This window comes from Scytonema hofmannii PCC 7110 (assembly GCF_000346485.2).
Classification (GTDB): domain Bacteria; phylum Cyanobacteriota; class Cyanobacteriia; order Cyanobacteriales; family Nostocaceae; genus Scytonema; species Scytonema hofmannii.
This window is the reverse complement of the sequence record NZ_KQ976354.1, coordinates 2,617,903-2,634,046: the sequence shown is the minus strand read 5'-3', so window position 1 is coordinate 2,634,046 and position 16,144 is coordinate 2,617,903. Positions and strand designations below refer to the sequence as shown.

Here is a 16,144-nt window from a genome sequence, read left to right as displayed (position 1 = left end):
AACAACCCGCTTCTAAAAGAATTTTTTTCAATTCAGGAGTAAACGACCCACTCATCTAAGAAACTACTTCAATTAACTCTTGCCGGTGACTAATTAATTCAATTTTTTGGCAAATGCTCACTTAGGCTTGGAAATACTGACGTTCGTTGATATAAATTAGATGGGAGTTTGAGACAATATGCTGAAGGAACAACATCAATTATCCACCAATTGAATAAATCTCTCTTGGCTGCTGCAAAAGGGGAAATTGCATCGCCTGTGATTGCATCGTACAAAATATCTATAATTGCTTCATAAGCAGATTCTTTATTTAAAGTTTTTAGTAATCCATAAAAAATGTTATATGCTTCATCGGCTGCTTGATACATTCCTCCTTCATTTATATTTGGGAATAAAGTATCTGCAAAATCATCGGGTACTTCAACACCATTTTTTATCCAGTTATTGACTTTTGCTATAACTATATCTGGTCTTGAGTCGTCAGGAAAGTAATGTTTTAAGGTAGCTTGGGCTGCAAGCGCCATTCCCATTGCCATGTATACATAGCGCTGATGTTCAATAGTATTAATAGGCATTCCAAAAGTTTGCATAATCTCTTCAAATGCTTCTTCTACATTGCACTTTCTCCCATTCTCATATAAATCCCGATATTTTCTATCCCAAACTTCACGAATTATGATAAGCAAATTATTCGGAAGCTCAAAATCTTGAGGCAATTTGAATTCTGTATAGTAACCAGCAAAAGTTTTCATTTCTTAACTCTCTATCATAATTATTAATTTTTCCAATCAGTTCTCCAAGACATTTTTTCTTAGAGGATGTTTGATTACCGCTCTTTGCAATTATAAAGGTAATTTATTTTTTTTGGTAAGGAATATCAGAGAAGACAATTATTTTAATTTTAGGGAATTTGCCTTGAAAATCTTGTTCACAGGAAATCACGCAGCCTGGACACATATCCCTTTCAGTGTAAAGATATAGTGTTCCTTCTACGTCTTCTGTCAACCCATCTTCCTCAATTGCTTGAGTAAGTGCATTGAATACCTTATATTCTGCATGAGCTTCATTAGGATAGGGTGGATCGCCTACAGTATCATAATGCGGTTCATAATATTTGTTCAGTCCCCCTTCTTGACCAGGTATATTTAAAGGTTCTGCCTTGCTTGTGGCTTTTAGCTCGTAACTCTTATCAGTTGAAAGAACAAGCTTTGAAACAGCAACATTTCCACTGGTTAGTTTACCCCGTCGAATATACTGCAACCTAACTTGTTGAGCTGTTGCTTTCAATGTAGCTTTAATTTGAACCAATTCTTCAGGTAGATCTATGTAAGCAGGATAGTAAGTGGTATTTGGTGTCATTATTACCTGAAAATCTCATGAATAGCTTTGTGCAGCACCTGCATTAGGTACTGTTTTAACCATTTCCCTCAGATAAAGGTGCTATCAATATTACCGCAAAGCACACCCATCATATGTTGGAACGCCTTTTGTACCGCGATCGCCATCTCCATAGCAACAGTCAGTCTCGATCATTGGTCACTGGTCAATACTGCAAGGGATATGATAATTGAGTATCAGAACCCCGGTTTCTCTAAGAAACCGGGGTTCTAATTTGTCACTGCTCACAAATTCTCCGGGAAATAACAAAGCTATCATTGAAGTAAATCTTAGCCATCATTCAATGATAATTATCTTACAAACATCTATTTATGGAGCCCGGATTAAAGATACTCATTCAACTTGTATTAGAGTTTGCACCTGTGATTGCAAATTTTATAGAAAAAAGAAGTGAAGCTAGTTCCTCTCTAACAAAGTTTATGCCTTCAGAGGAAATTCAGCAAGTCCTTCAGACTGTCAGCAATGTAAGTCAAAGCATGAGTTATGGAAGAGAAGTCGAGCAAGAAAAAATTCAGCAACAACAGTTAGCAGTCGATCATCATAAAGCACAATTACAGCTAGCAACATATCAGCGTGAAACTGCACTTAAGTTACCTGAAGTCAATAAAGTTTTTGATAGTTGGCCTTTGCGATTATCACCTTCACAAATTTTAGAGTCTCATTCTCAAAATAAACGCACTCCGCTCAAAATTTTCCTTGCTCCTCCTAAAGTCAAATTTGATAAGTACGATCGCCGTGAAGAAGATATTTTAGATATCGAGTTAAAATTAGCTGAAGGAGTGCGAGATTTTCTCAACAACTATTATTCCCTTCACAATCCTGTTAGACCAACAGAGTTTTTAGCAGGAGCATGGAATAGCAAACGTTTTCACAGCGAATCCAGTATCAAAGCTTTGTATGGAATGTTAAAAACAGAGCCTATTTTGATTTTAGAGTCTGAGGCTAGTGGAGATTATCTCAATTTCCGCATTGGTTACTGGGGAATTGGACAAGATAACTACTATTATAAAACAATTGCTCAACTTCCACTCAAAGAAATTGTTTATCAATCAGCGAAAAACCGTGCTTTAGAGTGGAGACGCATGAGAGATGAACTGATATCGTTGGGAGAAGATTTAGAGGTCATTAACAGTCTCGGTCAAGACAACGCTGCTAACTTAGAAATGTTGGAAAAGGAGGAAAGATGGAAAGCTAAGGGAATTGACGTCAGTAAATTATCCTTAAAATACCAAGTGAATCGTCAAGACCTTGAAAAACTGTGCCAGGTTTTGGTTACCTGTCACATTCTAGCCGCAAGTTGGGTCACAGATTCTTACCACCTAATATACCACGATGTTCCTCCTCTATTACCAGAATTGCTGCCCGGTTTGCTGGAAGATAATCTTGATGTCGTAACACTACAAGCGATCGCAACAGGTTACAAGCAACTTTACCAAGCTTTAGAGATAGAACGCGACTACTGGATTCCTGAATTAGCTTTGCAACTAGCTCAAAGTTTATCTCACTTAAGCGATCGCAGTTGGGCAAAGCAACAAGCTGACTATTCCATCAACGCTTGGTTGCGACTGCGTCAAGTTCCCCATCAGCCAGGAAATCATTCTTTAGAAGTCATGCGATCTGTCGTGAGGGTACAAGATGAAGAATACCTTGAAAAGTTAAAACAATGTTTTGCTATGCTTGGCGACAGTCAAAGTATGGCCTATGTTGAAGCCCTTTTGAATATCATAGCTAACCTCAAAGCACAACGAAAACAGGAATATGCTTATAATTTAAGCTACACTTTAACCGGACATTCTGACAAAATTACATCAGTTGCTATGAGTCCTGATGGGCTGACTGTAGTCAGTGGCTCTGCAGATAAAACTATCAAGGTATGGAATCTTGCAACTGGTAAAGTTATTCGCACGCTGACAGGAAATATCGGAGAAGTTTCATCTGTTGCAGTTAGCCCTGATGGAAATTTTCTGGCTGTTGGTAGTTGCGAGCATCCTAAAAGTAACGTTAAAGTCTGGTATCTTCCAACAGGTAAGCTACTACACACTTTGCTGGGACATCAAAAACCAGTGAACTGTATAGCTATTAGCCCTGATGGACAAATTTTAGCGACAGGGAGTAATAAAATCAAGATTTGGAACTTGCAAACAGGCGATCGCATTTGTACCCTTTGGCATTCATCTGTCGTTTATGGTGCTGTTATTAGCTTTGATGGTACGATTTTAGCAAGCGGTAGCAGTGACCACAAAATAAGATTGTGGAATCCACGGTCAGGAGACCCATTACATACCTTTAGCGGACATTCAGGTGCTGTCAATTCGGTAGCTATGAGTTCAGATGGACAAATTCTTGTCAGTGGTAGTACTGATACAACTGTAAAAATTTGGCATTTAGATAGTGGTCAAGTCCTCCATACTTTAATTGGGCATTCAGATGAGGTAAAATCGGTAGCCATTAGTCCAGATGGGCAAAGTATCCTCAGCGCTAGTGCGGACACAACAATCAAGATTTGGTGTTTGCAGACGGGGGAATTGCTACAAACTTTTTCTGGACATTCCGCAGTCGTGAATTCCATTGCGATCGGTCCAGGTGGTAAATTTATCGTCAGTGGTAGTTCTGACAAAACAATCAAAATTTGGCAGTTAAACGGTAACCAGTGACCAGTGACCAGTGACCAGTGACCAGTGACCAGTGACCAGTGACCAGTGACCAGTAAGCGGAAATTAGAACCCCGGTTTTTTAAAGAAACCGGGGTTCTGACACAGACTCGGAACGAAGGAACTACTCCCCACTCCCCACTCCCCACTCCCCGCTCCCCATTTTCCAGTCGGGGATCTGATAGTATATATGGTGGATAATCATTGTGTAACGCGAAAGTAACAATATATACAGTAGTTATTGCGATATACTGATAAACCACATTATTTTATGTAGCAAAACAAAATTAATGGCAGAAAATATTGAAAATAAAGGGATGAAGGCGTTTTTATTGGAAGTTGGGACAGAAGAGCTACCTGCGAGTTTTCTGAGTGATGCTCTGACTCAATGGCGATCGCACATTCCAAAAACACTCTCAACCAACAGCCTCACTTACGATGCTGTGGAAGTTTACGGTACTCCCCGTCGGTTAGCTGTTCTCATCAAAGGTTTACCTTCTCAACAACTAGATAGGGAGGAAGAAATTAAGGGACCACCAGCTCAAGCTGCATTCAAAGATGGCAAACCAACACCTGCAGCCCAAGGTTTTGCTAAAAAGCAAGGTGTGGAACTTGATGCATTGGAAGTTCGCGCCACAGATAAGGGAGATTTTGTCTTTGTACAGAAAGTTATCACCGGTCGCTCAATTGCAGAAATCTTAACAGAACTTGTACCGGAGTGGATTTGGAGTTTAGAGGGTAAGCGGTTGATGCGCTGGGGCGATGGAGAGCAAAAGTTTTCTCGACCCATTCGCTGGTTAATCGCTTTGTTAGATGAGGCAGTTTTACCAATTAAGTTAGAGAATGGTTCTGAGTCGGTAACAAGCGATCGCATTTCACAAGGTCATCGGGTTTTGCATCCGCAACCAGTAACAGTTACAAAAGCAACTGATTATGTCAACGTGTTGCGTTCTGCTGGTGTTGTTGTAGATACTGAAGAACGGAAAAATACCATTACACAGCAAGTCAAAGAGTCAGCACAAAAGTTAAATGGTTATGCAGAAGTTTACCCAGATTTGTTAGAGGAAGTCACAAATCTGGTAGAATTTCCTTCAGCCGTCGTTGGTAAATTTGAATCTGAGTTTTTGAACCTGCCAACTGAGGTGATTACTACTGTTATGGTGAGTCACCAACGTTATTTTCCTGTCTTTAAAACAATTAACGCTAAGGAGTTATTACCATATTTTATAACTATTTCCAATGGCAATCCTGAAAAATCAGCACTTATTGCTGTAGGAAATGAAAGAGTTATTCGTGCTCGCTTGTATGATGGTCGCTTTTTCTACAACTCAGATTTAGAAAAGCCATTAGAAAACTTTTTGCCTCAATTGGAAAAAGTCACATTCCAAGAAGATTTAGGTTCTTTACGTGCAAAAGTAGATCGGATTGGTAAAATTGCCCAGCAAATTACAGAACAATTACAATTAAAAGAAAACGAGAGAGAAAATATTCTCAAAGCGGCTTTACTTTGCAAAGCCGACCTTGTCACTCAAATGGTGTATGAATTTCCTGAATTACAGGGAATTATGGGACAAAAATATGCCGCAGCGAGTGGAGAATCAGAAGAAGTATCAACAGCAATTTTTGAACATTATTTACCCAGAGGGGCAAATGATATTTTACCCCAAACTTTAACAGGTCAAATTGTTGGTTTGGCAGATAGGCTTGATACGTTAGTCAGTATCTTTGGATTAGGGATGATTCCTACAGGTTCTTCTGACCCCTTTGCTTTACGACGAGCAGCCAATGCTGTTATTAATATTACTTGGGCGGCAAACTTACCAATTAATTTACAACAGTTATTAGAGCAAATTGCTACAGATTTTGTTAAGGCATATAACAAAGACAAACAGCAATTAGTGACGACTCTAGAAGAGTTCTTCTTGCAACGGATTAGGACATTGCTACAAGAAGAAAAACAAATCGATTATGACTTGGTAAATGCTGTTTTGGGAGAAAATGACCCAGAATATGCGGAAAGGTCATTAAAGGATTTATTGGATGTTCGCGATCGCGCCTTGTTCCTTAAACAAATCCGGAATGATGGTACGTTGGATAAGATTTATGAAACAGTCAACCGTTCGGCTCGTTTGGCAACACAGGGAAATTTGGATACACAACAGCTTGACCCAACAACAGTAGTTCGCACTTCCCTTTTCCAAAAACCTTCAGAAGAAGCATTCTACAATGGCATTGTAGATTTAGTCCCTCAAACGCAAGCGGCTAAAGAGTCAAGAAATTACAGACAGTTGGTTACAGCATTAGAGAAGATTACGACCACAGTCAGCAACTTTTTTGACGGTTCCGATAGCGTATTGGTTATGGATTCCGACCCCCAAATCAAACAGAATCGGTTAAATTTACTGGGGCTACTCCGCAATCATGCCCGTGTCTTAGCAGATTTTGGTTCTGTTGTCAAAAACTTGTAGCACAAATTAGGAAAAAAACTGTGTAAAAATTACCAATAAACGCTAGGATATGAGAGCTTGACCAGGGAGACTCTGCCACAGTCTATGCCACGAGCTCATGTAATTGGATTAGGAAAGTCCGGTATTGCTGCGGCGAGATTGTTGAAACGGGATGGTTGGGAGGTAGATCTGGGCGATCGCAGTACTTCCCCCGACCTCCTGAAACAACAACAAGAACTTGCCGCAGAACAGATCGCTGTAAAACTGGGGTATTCGCTAGAACTCAATTCATCAGATTTACCCCAGTTAATCGTTGTGAGTCCCGGCGTGCCTTGGGATATACCTCCATTAATTAAGGCACGAGAAATGGGGATAGAAACCATTGGCGAAATGGAACTTGCTTGGAGACACTTGCGATCGATACCCTGGGTTGCAGTCACGGGTACCAACGGTAAAACGACGACAACATCCCTAATTGCTGCCATTTTTCAAACAGCAGGCTTAAATGCTCCGGCTTGCGGTAACATTGGCTACGCAGCTTGTGAAGTTGCCTTATACCTTGAGAGGAATGGGGGAGAAACTTCAATCCAAAATCCAGACTCTCAAATCCAAAATCCAAAATCCAAAATCCAAAATCAAATAGATTGGGTAATAGCAGAACTAAGCAGTTATCAAATAGAATCATCAGCTTCAGTTGCACCCAGAATTGGCATTTGGACAACTTTTACGCCAGATCACCTCAGTCGTCATAAAACATTAGAAAACTACTACAACATCAAAGCTCACTTACTCAAGCAATCTGAGTTGCAAGTGTTTAATGGTGACGATCCATACTTGAGACAAGTGGGAGAAAAAGATTGGTCGAGTGCTTATTGGACAAGTATCACGGGGAAGGATAGTTTATTAAACTCTAAAGGTTACTATATTGAAGATGGTTGGGTTGTAGAGACAAAAGGTGGCGCGTCTTCAGAAGATGAACGTATTGTAGAAGCCTCCACGTTGCGAATGGTAGGAGAACACAACCTGCAAAATTTGTTAATGTCAGTCGCTGCAGCAAGGTTAGCGGGAATTGATAAAGATGCGATCGCTCGATCTATCCGCGAATTTCCCGGCGTTCCCCATCGTCTCGAACATATCTGTACTTGGGAAGGTATTGATTTTATCAACGACAGCAAAGCAACAAACTATGATGCGGCGGAAGTGGGTTTAGCCTCTGTGAAAAGCCCACTCATTTTAATCGCTGGTGGAGAAGCTAAAGCTGGCGACGATACAGGTTTTTTAGCAAAAATCAAAGCCAAAGCCGCTTTTGTATTACTGATTGGTAATGCAGCGCCCACATTTGCCCAACGTTTGCAACAAGAAGGGTATCATAGCTATGAGATTGTAGAAACAATGGATAGGGCTGTTTCCAGATCGGCAGAATTGGCAAAACAGTATCAAGCCGCAGTGGTTCTATTATCTCCTGCGTGTGCGAGTTTCGACCAATACGCCAATTTTGAACAACGGGGCGACCATTTCAGGCGATCGTGTTTGGACATTTGTAGGTTGGGTTGAGGAACGAAACCCAACATTTCATCAAATTATTAGGTGTCATTTCGGTTCTACCCAAACCACACAATACATTTGGCGATTTAAGATTTACTTTAATCAATGACCTCTGACCTCCAGAATGTGGTACGGGCATCCTTGCCCGTTCTTTATTAGTTAGACTGTACTTACCGCATTTCTTTACTCGTGTTGATTCCTGGATTGCCATGTCTTTTGCTCAAGAGTTAAACATCTCAGAAGAATTACAGTTAAAAGATGTTATATTTCCACCAAGTAATTTACTGAGTGATGAACCGCCCTTGGAAAGTGAACTGCACTTGCGGCAAATGATGCTGCTGATTCAATGTTTAGAATGGTGGTGGCGCGATCGCCAAGATTTTTATGCTTGTGGCAATCTCACCATTTACTATAGCCCGCGCCAACGTAAATCGGAACAATTTCGCGGTCCAGACTTCTTTGTAGTGTTGGGTACCGAGCGCAAACCACGCACAAGTTGGGTAGTTTGGGAAGAAGAAGGCAAATATCCCAATGTTATTGTGGAGGTTCTCTCACCAACAACAGCTGCAACAGACCGGGGGTTAAAAAAGCAAATTTACCAAGACATCTTTCGCACTCTAGACTATTTCTGGTTTGACCCAATCAGTCTAGAATTCAAAGGATTCCATTTGGTTGAAGGACAATATCAGGAACTCCAACCTAACTCCTCTGGTTGGCTGTGGAGTCAGCAACTGAATTTGTATTTGGGAGTATATGAGTCAAAACTGCGCTTTTTTACAGATAAAGGACAATTATTACTATCTCTAGAGGAAGCAGCAGAACAAGAGCGACAAAAAGCAGAACAAGAGCGACAAAAAGCAGAACGTATGGCACAGAAGTTACGAGAAATGGGCATTGACCCATCAGCACTTTAATCCAAATCCACGCGTGGCATATATGGAGAATTGCGATCGCCTTTGTTAGACTGTAGTTATCGCATTTCTCTACTCGTGTTGATTCCTGGATTGCCATGTCTTTTGCTCAAGAGTTAAACATCTCAGAAGAATTACAGTCAAAAAATGTTATATTTCCACCAAGTAATTTACTGAGTGATGAACCGCCCTTGGAAAGTGAACTGCACCTACGGCAAATGATGCTGCTGATTCAATGCTTGGAATGGCTGTGGCGCGAACGCCAAGATTTCTATGCCTGTGGCAATCTCACCATTTACTACAGTCCACGCCAGCGCAAATCGGAACAATTTCGCGGTCCAGACTTCTTTGTGGTCTTGGGTACCGAGCGCAAACTGCGTACAAGTTGGGTAGTTTGGGAAGAAGAAGGCAAGTATCCCAATGTAATTGTGGAGATACTCTCACCAACAACAGCAGCAACAGACCGGGGGTTAAAAAAGCAAATTTACCAAGATATCTTTCGCACTCTAGACTATTTTTGGTTTGACCCACTGAGTCTGGAATTCAAAGGATTCCATTTGGTTGAAGGGCAATATCAGGAACTCCAGCCCAACACCAGTGGGTGGCTGTGGAGTCAGCAACTCAACCTATATTTGGGTGTAGCTCAGTCTCAGCTACGTTTCTTTACAGATGAAGGACAGTTATTACTCACTCCTGAGGAAGCCGCACAGCAAGAGCAGCAACGCGCAGAACAGGAGCGCCAACGTGCAGAACAGGAGCGCCAACGTGCAGAACAAGTAGAATATCAACTAGATGAAGAGCGGCAAAAAGCTGAACGCATGGCACAGAAGTTACGAGAAATGGGCATTGACCCATCAACGCTTTAATCCAAATCCACGCGTGGCATATACGGAGAATTGCGATCGCCTTTGTTAGACTGTACTTACCGCATTTTTCTATGTAGGATACTCCCCCTAATTGTCCCATGATATCAAGTCCGGTTCAAGACTTATCATAAAGACCGCAGGGGGCAGGAGGTAGGGGGAAAGAGGATTTCAGCCTTTTGCACAGATATCCTTTTTTATAACTAATCAACTGGACATGATATGACAAAGTTAGATAAGAGTTTTCTGAAAAAGAATTTTGTAAAGTTATGTAAAAATCTCAGAAATTTTGCATAATTATTCTGTAGTTTACCGATAACTCATTAAATGCTGCAACAACAATCAATTTAAAACCCTGTGTTGTCAAATACTTTTGTCAAACAGGGTTTTTACCTGTTACTTAGGACAAATATATGGAGAAAATATGAATTTTTTGTAAAGGAATAGTATCGCTAAAACAACTGCTCATTGATGATGACAGTAGTTAAATCAAGGTTTTCCGATATAGTCCTGTACAGGCATCGTAAAGTCTTAGCAAAGTTCAACAATTAACTTGATAATCCTTACTATAAGGTGGTAAAAATTTATCATGGGGTATCAATCTAAAAGCAAAAATAGCAAACTTAGAAAAGACAAGTTAACCTTATGTTGCCTGTCTGACACTTAACTTTTTAAAAAATGGATGTTTTTCGAGTAGGGAAAATTATAATATGAAAACTGAATCAAAGGATATATACATCTCATTAGAAAATGGTAAGGTTGACGATTTTAACCAAGAGTTGCAGACTTTACTGTTTCAGTCTTCAGAGAATTATAGTGTTTTAATGGGTGCGTTTAATAAGTACATACTAGCTGTTAAACAACACTTAGACCCAAGTATCAGCAGTGAAGAAAGTGTTTTGCTTTTAGCAAGCTTGATTGAGAAATTAGCTGATTCTTTGCCCAGTTACGTTAATGATGAACCTAAAGCGAAAATCAATTTTTTTCAGAAGATGAGAAAAAAAATATTTCAGTTTAGATAATTTTTCAGACAGTAATTGGTGAAGTAAAGTTTTTGAGTCTTTTTGAAGAAGACAGAAGAAATAGGGCAGAAGGCAAAAGGAACGCTCTATAGGACTCCTATTTGATTTTTGAAATACACGTAGGTAGGGCTTTGCCGCAGAAAAGCCTTAGAGAGTGGGCTTTAGCCCTACCTACAAGTACTTAGATTTTTTCACAAATCAGATAGGATTGCTATAGGTAAGGGACTTCCAAAAATCAGATAGGATTGCTATAGGTAAGGGACTTCCAAAAATCAGATAGGATTGCTATAGGTAAGGGACTTCCAAATAAAAAAGTTTCCAAAAATTTCTTGTGGAACGGGCGTCCCGCCCGTTAGTAAGGGGCGGGCGTCCTCGCCCGCCCCACAATCTGGGATTGTTTATTTCTTGGAAATCCCTAAAATTCTCAATAATAAAATTTTTCGTGCAAATTCTATAAAGATTCGTTAAAATTTTCATAAAACAGCCCGTCTGCTCATGAGAAATACTTAGAGCAAAGCATCGGCTCTGGGCATGGTTGTTTTTAAACCCATTGGTGTGTGTATGATATTGATTCGCGATCTGGTTAGACAAGTTATGATAACTGGTTTTCTTAGTGTTGCGACAGAAGAACAACTACGGCAACTTTTAAGAACAAAATATGACTTAGAAGATTTCAACGCTTTTATGACTTTACAAGAAGCTGCAATGGCTGGTTTGATTCGGCAAGAGTCACGTGAAAGTTTATGGTAACCAACGTGGATGAAACCCCACTAGAGGAAGCTGTTCTGGCTTAATATCAACAGATGCAGAGGGGTCAGAGATAGGTAGCAAAGGCATCAGCCACAAACGGCTAGTAGATATTGCTTGACCGTCATCAGTCGTCAATAGATTTGCAGGCGAGGAACCCGTAGCAGTTGATTGTGGCACAATTTGGTCAAACAGCAATCCCAACCCGTCAGGTGCTAAACTCATTTCGACGTTCCTCTGCTCTGCAGGAAGTACCATGAGAGGTTTCTGTTGCCCGCTTTTAAGATCGATCGCGACTAAGTATGGTTGCTCTTGATACAGACCGCCTGGTAGTATTTGGGTCAGCAAACAATACAGAGTAGGTGAGGCAGTATCAAACTGGCAGCTGAGAATCGATCCCGGAGTACGTAGTAATTGTCTCTGAATGCCCTGGTTAGTCACCAAAAACAAATCTTTTGTGTAGTCCGTATTAAACTTAACCATTGCTGCTTGAGAACCATCCTTAGAAAAAGCTTGCACTAGACCAAACTGCGGTAAAAAATCTAAGGGTTTGCTAGCATCCGTTTGTAATGGTAGTATGGCCGCACCTTGCCCTTGTGCAACTGCTACAGCTTTACTGTCTGGTGTAATAACAAAGTCTCCTACAGGTTGACTTTGCAAGCGTTTCAGAACTGGTTGTTCTTCAGAATTCTCACCATCATTTTTTTTGTTTACAGGCAGAAACCACAACCCAAAGTCACCGGGGTCATCTTTTTTGCCTCGTTGGACAACAATAGTTTGACCATCTGGAGATAAGTCAAATTTCAGGTTTTGATATTCTTTGTTATCTAAAATCAGATTGATTTTACTAGATGGTTCTGATTTTTTATTGGAAATTGCAGAAATACCTGTGGTTACAGTGTATAGTTGAGACGAGGTTAAATCCTGAGTATTAGCACGAGCTGAAAATAAAATTTTCTCTCCATTTGGAAATGGCTTATAGTCCATGACAATTAAATCTTTAGGCGTCAGGACTTTTCTTTGCTCTTGAGTCAAGTTGTAAAGAACCAACTGCCCTTTATCTTCTTTATCAGCTCCTACATAAAGGATAACGCGATCTCTCGTGCGGAAAGTACCTGTGAAAGGTTCTATCAACCTGTTTTTCCCTTCTTGTTCCAAAAATTTATCTCTTGCGCCTTGTAATTTGACATTATAGTTAGTTCCATAAGGAGCTGGTGTGAGCAACGTGTAAACCATTCGCCGCCCCGCCCAACTCACTTTACCTGCTAAAGGTGGATCGATCTTCAAATTTTCCTCAACCGTTTTTGTATCCATGGGACGACTAAAAGTGAGGGCGAAAGAAGAATCATCTGCGCCTATTTTTTGATTTTCCCAACTAAAATGCCTGACGCTAGGTTTGACCGCATCACCTTGTAATATCAACAGCCCTGTCAGCAGACTAAGGATAAGCAAGAACGATATTGCAACACGATCTATAGGGTTGAAAAAAGCTTTGGTAGTCATTTGTCGATGGTTAGTTGTTAGTTGTTAGTTGTTAGTTGTTAGTTGTTGGTTGTTCTTGACTGCTAACCACTCACTCCGGACAGGCGTCTCGCCTGTCCTACACCAAACCACTAACTTCAATAACTATAAGGATTTTTTGGTTGAGAGATTTTTCTGAAAGAGGAAGCTGCGATGGTAAGTTGGCGCTTATCCTTTATGGTTTCTGTTACCATTTGCCCTTCAATTTCCAACCAAGTATCGGGTGGATACTTATCGCGAGGTTCCTTTAATTTTACAGGTAATCCTATAGGATAAGCATCTGCAGCACAGCAAGTGAGCACAAATCGTGCTATGAACAAATATTCTTTTCCAAGTTCCGGTGGGTGAATAACAAACCCCTGTACTTTAGCTCTTTGTCCCGTATACGCATCGGGTTCTGGATAAACATTAAGCGTGCGGACCCAGTCTACTAAAGTTCGCTCCTCCGGACGGACAGAAGTACGGAAAGCTTGAGGTTGGACGCGTGATGTTCCTACAAAATCCGTCACACCTCGTTGAAGTGCTGTTTGACTGGCAAAGACACGCGGTGTTATCGCTAATCCCAGAATTGCTACAATCAACAGCAAAATACTACCGAATCCGGGCGGAAAAACAGTAAAATGTTGCATATCGGGAGTAACCTCACCTCGTCTTCGTTGTAAAAGTTGCCCCGCTTTTAAGAAACTGAGAACGAGCAGTCCTATAGCACCTGCTACTGCCAACCAAAAGTAATCAGGGTGAATTAATAAGACGAGTTTGTTAGTCAACCAATACTTTAGAATTAAAACTCCCCAAGCTGTCAGTGCTAAAACATCCAACCAGGGTAGTAATGTATTTTTGATTTTTGCTTTTCGATTTTGGGAAGTCATTGGTCACTGGTCACTGGTCACTGGTCACTGGTCACTGGTCACTGGTCACTGATTTAAAAGACGTGTAAGTTAACAAAAAGGGTAAATAAAAATGTGAGTTGTGCTGCAAGAGCAAATAAGTATAGAACAGCCTTTGGTTTAAAGACTGATAACATTAAACCAACACCTTTGATATCAATCATCGGTCCAAATACCAGAAAAGCCACTAAGGAACCACTGGTAAAAGTCGAGGCAAAAGACAAGGCAAAAAATGAGTCAACAGTTGAACAAATCGATACGACTCCAGCCAGGATGAGCATAGCAGCAATGGAGCTAATCGGACCGGAACCTAAGCTGATAATAAGATCGCGGGGAGCAAGTACTTGAACTGCTGCTGCAATGGCGCTTCCCATAACCAAAACCGCGCCTAGTTCACGCAGTTCCTGTATGCAATTGTCTACCAACAACCGCAACTTATCCATCAGGGGTTTACTCGGACTAGAATCCGCCATAGCTGCTTGCAAAGCAGTTGCATCCATCCGTATAGTTTGCCCTGCTTGCCCTCCTAACATATAAGTTCCTGATTGTAATACAGTGGGAACTCCTAGTCCTTGCTGCAATAAGTTATTCTTTTTGTCTTTTGTGCTTCGTTTGGATTTAGAGGATTTTGGTGGATTAAATTTTAGATAACGAGCTATTGAAGGTTGGACTATCGGAGTTAAGTCTTTTTGAACACTAAAGACTGTCCCAACAATAACTGCAATTAACAAGGAGAATAAAACTCTTAACACCACTATTTCCGGTTGGTCTCGAAATGCAGTCCAAGTGGCCCATATAACGACAGGATTAATAGTCGGTGCTGCTAGCAAAAAACCAATTGCCACTGGTGTAGGGACTCCCTGCATCAGCAATCGCCGCGCCACCGGTACGTTGCCACACTCACAAACAGGAAACAGAAATCCCACTAAACTGCCAAATAAAGCGCCCATTACTGGATTTTTAGGCATTTTTTCCGCCAATTTGCGCTCATCTACAAAAAATAGCAACAAACTGGAGAACAAAACTCCCAGTAACAAAAAAGGGATCGCCTCGACTAGCAGACTAAGAAATAGAGTGAAACCATTGTTCAATTGATTCATGGGTGTCGCTTATCAAAGCGGTGTTAAGTTCTAAGGGTGTGAAAAGTCATTCTAGCGTTCAGAAGAGTCAGTAGGTGGTTGTTGACAAAAAACAAGATAGTTAAATGCTAACTTTACTCTTATCATTTGCGTAATAGCATTGGTTGCGTAAACCGTGAAGAGTATAAAGATTTTGGCATAAATATTTATACTTGCCTTCATTGAGTGGGAACAACAGCACTTCGTAGATGATTGCCAAGTTCAGTAAATGGTTCCGATTTTCACTCGCTACCTCCTTAAGTAGGATAAGTCTGATTATTTATTCTCATAAGTCAAGTAATTTTCCTTGATGTTATATTATCTTCTAAAAATTTTTATAAAGGATTTACAGTTTCTAAACATAAAGAAAACACCGTTCATTTCCGTCAACTGTGAGTCAAGACTAGTTTTGACAACCTCTCCCAAAAGAGCTACGTATAATTACTTACTATAAAAAAGATAAAACTTCAAGACCAAAATGGACAAATTCATTAAGATTCTTCCTTCAGTCAGACACTAACCACCAACCATATACGGGCGCGATCGCATTGCACCCCTACTCACTAATGCAAATGAACTCGTGGTCTTAATTTTAAAAAAAATGTAAGATAAATCAATGAGAAGCATTGAAACAATTGCCAACGTTAGTCCTGATGGCAAACTTACGGTACAGTTACCGTATGATATGCCTCCAGGAGATTATAGAGTTGTAGTCGCGATCGATGAAGCTCCCATGATTGATGAATTCCCCTTGGAATCACCACCATTGGCAGCAACGACAACAACAGAGGATGCATGGGAATTTTTTAATACCCTTGTAGGGATGGTTGAGGTTCCTGATGACTAAGTCCCCAAGCACTGAAGGTTGCTTTTATAGTGAAGATAGGGACTGGGGACTAGAACGCTGCAATTGGTTAGTAGTTAGTGGTTAATAGTTAGTAGAAGAATTGAAAATAGGATTCAATACCTTATTACAGAAACATTACAAATAGCATATTTACAATTGACTAAAACAAAAGATTATGTCTTAATAG

14 protein-coding genes are annotated in these 16,144 nt (G+C 40.5%); 9 read left to right on the top strand and 5 right to left on the bottom strand.

Annotation, left to right across the window (positions count from 1 at the left end; genetic code table 11):
* Positions 1-98: 98 nt before the first annotated feature.
* Positions 99-752 carry a hypothetical protein gene (locus WA1_RS11300; protein WP_017748365.1) on the bottom strand — a complete coding sequence of 218 codons (654 nt, stop codon included), beginning with the start codon at positions 750-752 and terminating at the stop codon, positions 99-101.
* Between the two features lie 103 nt (positions 753-855).
* Entirely contained in the window at positions 856-1,359 is a 504-nt protein-coding gene (locus tag WA1_RS11295; RefSeq protein WP_017748366.1) for a deaminase domain-containing protein, read from the bottom strand.
* 350 nt (positions 1,360-1,709) lie between these two features.
* Between WA1_RS11295 and WA1_RS11290 the strand changes: the two genes are divergently transcribed.
* The 8 genes from WA1_RS11290 (at position 1,710) to WA1_RS11260 (ending at position 11,587) form a co-directional block, all read left to right on the top strand.
* Positions 1,710-4,052 (top strand): WD40 repeat domain-containing protein, encoded by a 2,343-nt coding sequence (locus WA1_RS11290; protein WP_017748367.1) that lies wholly within the window; start codon positions 1,710-1,712, stop codon positions 4,050-4,052.
* Positions 4,053-4,097: 45 nt separating this feature from the next.
* Positions 4,098-4,250, top strand: coding sequence for a hypothetical protein (locus WA1_RS56845; protein ID WP_158516627.1), 153 nt, complete (start codon positions 4,098-4,100; stop codon positions 4,248-4,250).
* A gap of 116 nt (positions 4,251-4,366) precedes the next feature.
* Entirely contained in the window at positions 4,367-6,517 is a 2,151-nt protein-coding gene (glyS, locus tag WA1_RS11285; RefSeq protein WP_026135201.1) for a glycine--tRNA ligase subunit beta, read from the top strand.
* Positions 6,518-6,601: 84 nt separating this feature from the next.
* Positions 6,602-8,050 (top strand): UDP-N-acetylmuramoyl-L-alanine--D-glutamate ligase, encoded by a 1,449-nt coding sequence (gene murD, locus WA1_RS11280; protein WP_017748369.1) that lies wholly within the window; start codon positions 6,602-6,604, stop codon positions 8,048-8,050.
* A 200-nt stretch (positions 8,051-8,250) separates the two neighbouring features.
* A complete protein-coding gene (locus WA1_RS11275) occupies positions 8,251-8,955 on the top strand; it encodes a Uma2 family endonuclease (protein ID WP_017748370.1) in 705 nt (234 codons plus the stop codon).
* Positions 8,956-9,050: 95 nt separating this feature from the next.
* A complete protein-coding gene (locus WA1_RS11270) occupies positions 9,051-9,818 on the top strand; it encodes a Uma2 family endonuclease (RefSeq protein ID WP_017748371.1) in 768 nt (255 codons plus the stop codon).
* Positions 9,819-10,525: 707 nt separating this feature from the next.
* Positions 10,526-10,837 carry a hypothetical protein gene (locus tag WA1_RS11265; protein WP_017748372.1) on the top strand — a complete coding sequence of 104 codons (312 nt, stop codon included), beginning with the start codon at positions 10,526-10,528 and terminating at the stop codon, positions 10,835-10,837.
* Between the two features lie 561 nt (positions 10,838-11,398).
* Complete coding sequence (locus WA1_RS11260) at positions 11,399-11,587, top strand: hypothetical protein (RefSeq protein ID WP_026135202.1); 189 nt, start codon at positions 11,399-11,401, stop codon at positions 11,585-11,587.
* On the opposite strand, the gene WA1_RS11255 is transcribed toward WA1_RS11260, so the two are convergent.
* The 3 genes from WA1_RS11255 to WA1_RS11245 form a co-directional block, all read right to left on the bottom strand.
* Positions 11,579-13,087 carry an Ig-like domain-containing domain gene (locus WA1_RS11255; RefSeq protein WP_017748374.1) on the bottom strand — a complete coding sequence of 503 codons (1,509 nt, stop codon included), beginning with the start codon at positions 13,085-13,087 and terminating at the stop codon, positions 11,579-11,581. The two genes, WA1_RS11260 and WA1_RS11255, sit on opposite strands and share 9 nt — an antisense overlap.
* Before the next feature lie 116 nt (positions 13,088-13,203).
* A complete protein-coding gene (locus WA1_RS11250; protein WP_017748375.1) occupies positions 13,204-13,974 on the bottom strand; it encodes a TIGR03943 family putative permease subunit in 771 nt (256 codons plus the stop codon).
* Between the two features lie 53 nt (positions 13,975-14,027).
* Positions 14,028-15,092 (bottom strand): permease, encoded by a 1,065-nt coding sequence (locus WA1_RS11245; protein ID WP_017748376.1) that lies wholly within the window; start codon positions 15,090-15,092, stop codon positions 14,028-14,030.
* Between the two features lie 634 nt (positions 15,093-15,726).
* Between WA1_RS11245 and WA1_RS11240 the strand changes: the two genes are divergently transcribed.
* Complete coding sequence (locus WA1_RS11240; protein ID WP_017748377.1) at positions 15,727-15,957, top strand: hypothetical protein; 231 nt, start codon at positions 15,727-15,729, stop codon at positions 15,955-15,957.
* Positions 15,958-16,144 lie beyond the last annotated feature (187 nt).

Bases quoted from the DNA above. Each gene is read 5' to 3' on its own strand.
- WA1_RS11300 (WP_017748365.1), bottom strand. From the start codon at position 752: ATGAAAACTTTTGCTGGTTACTATACAGAATTCAAATTGCCTCAAGAT.
- WA1_RS11295 (WP_017748366.1), bottom strand. From the start codon at position 1,359: ATGACACCAAATACCACTTACTATCCTGCTTACATAGATCTACCTGAA.
- WA1_RS11290 (WP_017748367.1), top strand. From the start codon at position 1,710: ATGGAGCCCGGATTAAAGATACTCATTCAACTTGTATTAGAGTTTGCA.
- glyS (WP_026135201.1), top strand. From the start codon at position 4,367: ATGAAGGCGTTTTTATTGGAAGTTGGGACAGAAGAGCTACCTGCGAGT.
- murD (WP_017748369.1), top strand. From the start codon at position 6,602: ATGCCACGAGCTCATGTAATTGGATTAGGAAAGTCCGGTATTGCTGCG.
- WA1_RS11275 (WP_017748370.1), top strand. From the start codon at position 8,251: ATGTCTTTTGCTCAAGAGTTAAACATCTCAGAAGAATTACAGTTAAAA.
- WA1_RS11270 (WP_017748371.1), top strand. From the start codon at position 9,051: ATGTCTTTTGCTCAAGAGTTAAACATCTCAGAAGAATTACAGTCAAAA.
- WA1_RS11265 (WP_017748372.1), top strand. From the start codon at position 10,526: ATGAAAACTGAATCAAAGGATATATACATCTCATTAGAAAATGGTAAG.
- WA1_RS11260 (WP_026135202.1), top strand. From the start codon at position 11,399: ATGATATTGATTCGCGATCTGGTTAGACAAGTTATGATAACTGGTTTT.
- WA1_RS11255 (WP_017748374.1), bottom strand. From the start codon at position 13,087: ATGACTACCAAAGCTTTTTTCAACCCTATAGATCGTGTTGCAATATCG.
- WA1_RS11250 (WP_017748375.1), bottom strand. From the start codon at position 13,974: ATGACTTCCCAAAATCGAAAAGCAAAAATCAAAAATACATTACTACCC.
- WA1_RS11245 (WP_017748376.1), bottom strand. From the start codon at position 15,092: ATGAATCAATTGAACAATGGTTTCACTCTATTTCTTAGTCTGCTAGTC.
- WA1_RS11240 (WP_017748377.1), top strand. From the start codon at position 15,727: ATGAGAAGCATTGAAACAATTGCCAACGTTAGTCCTGATGGCAAACTT.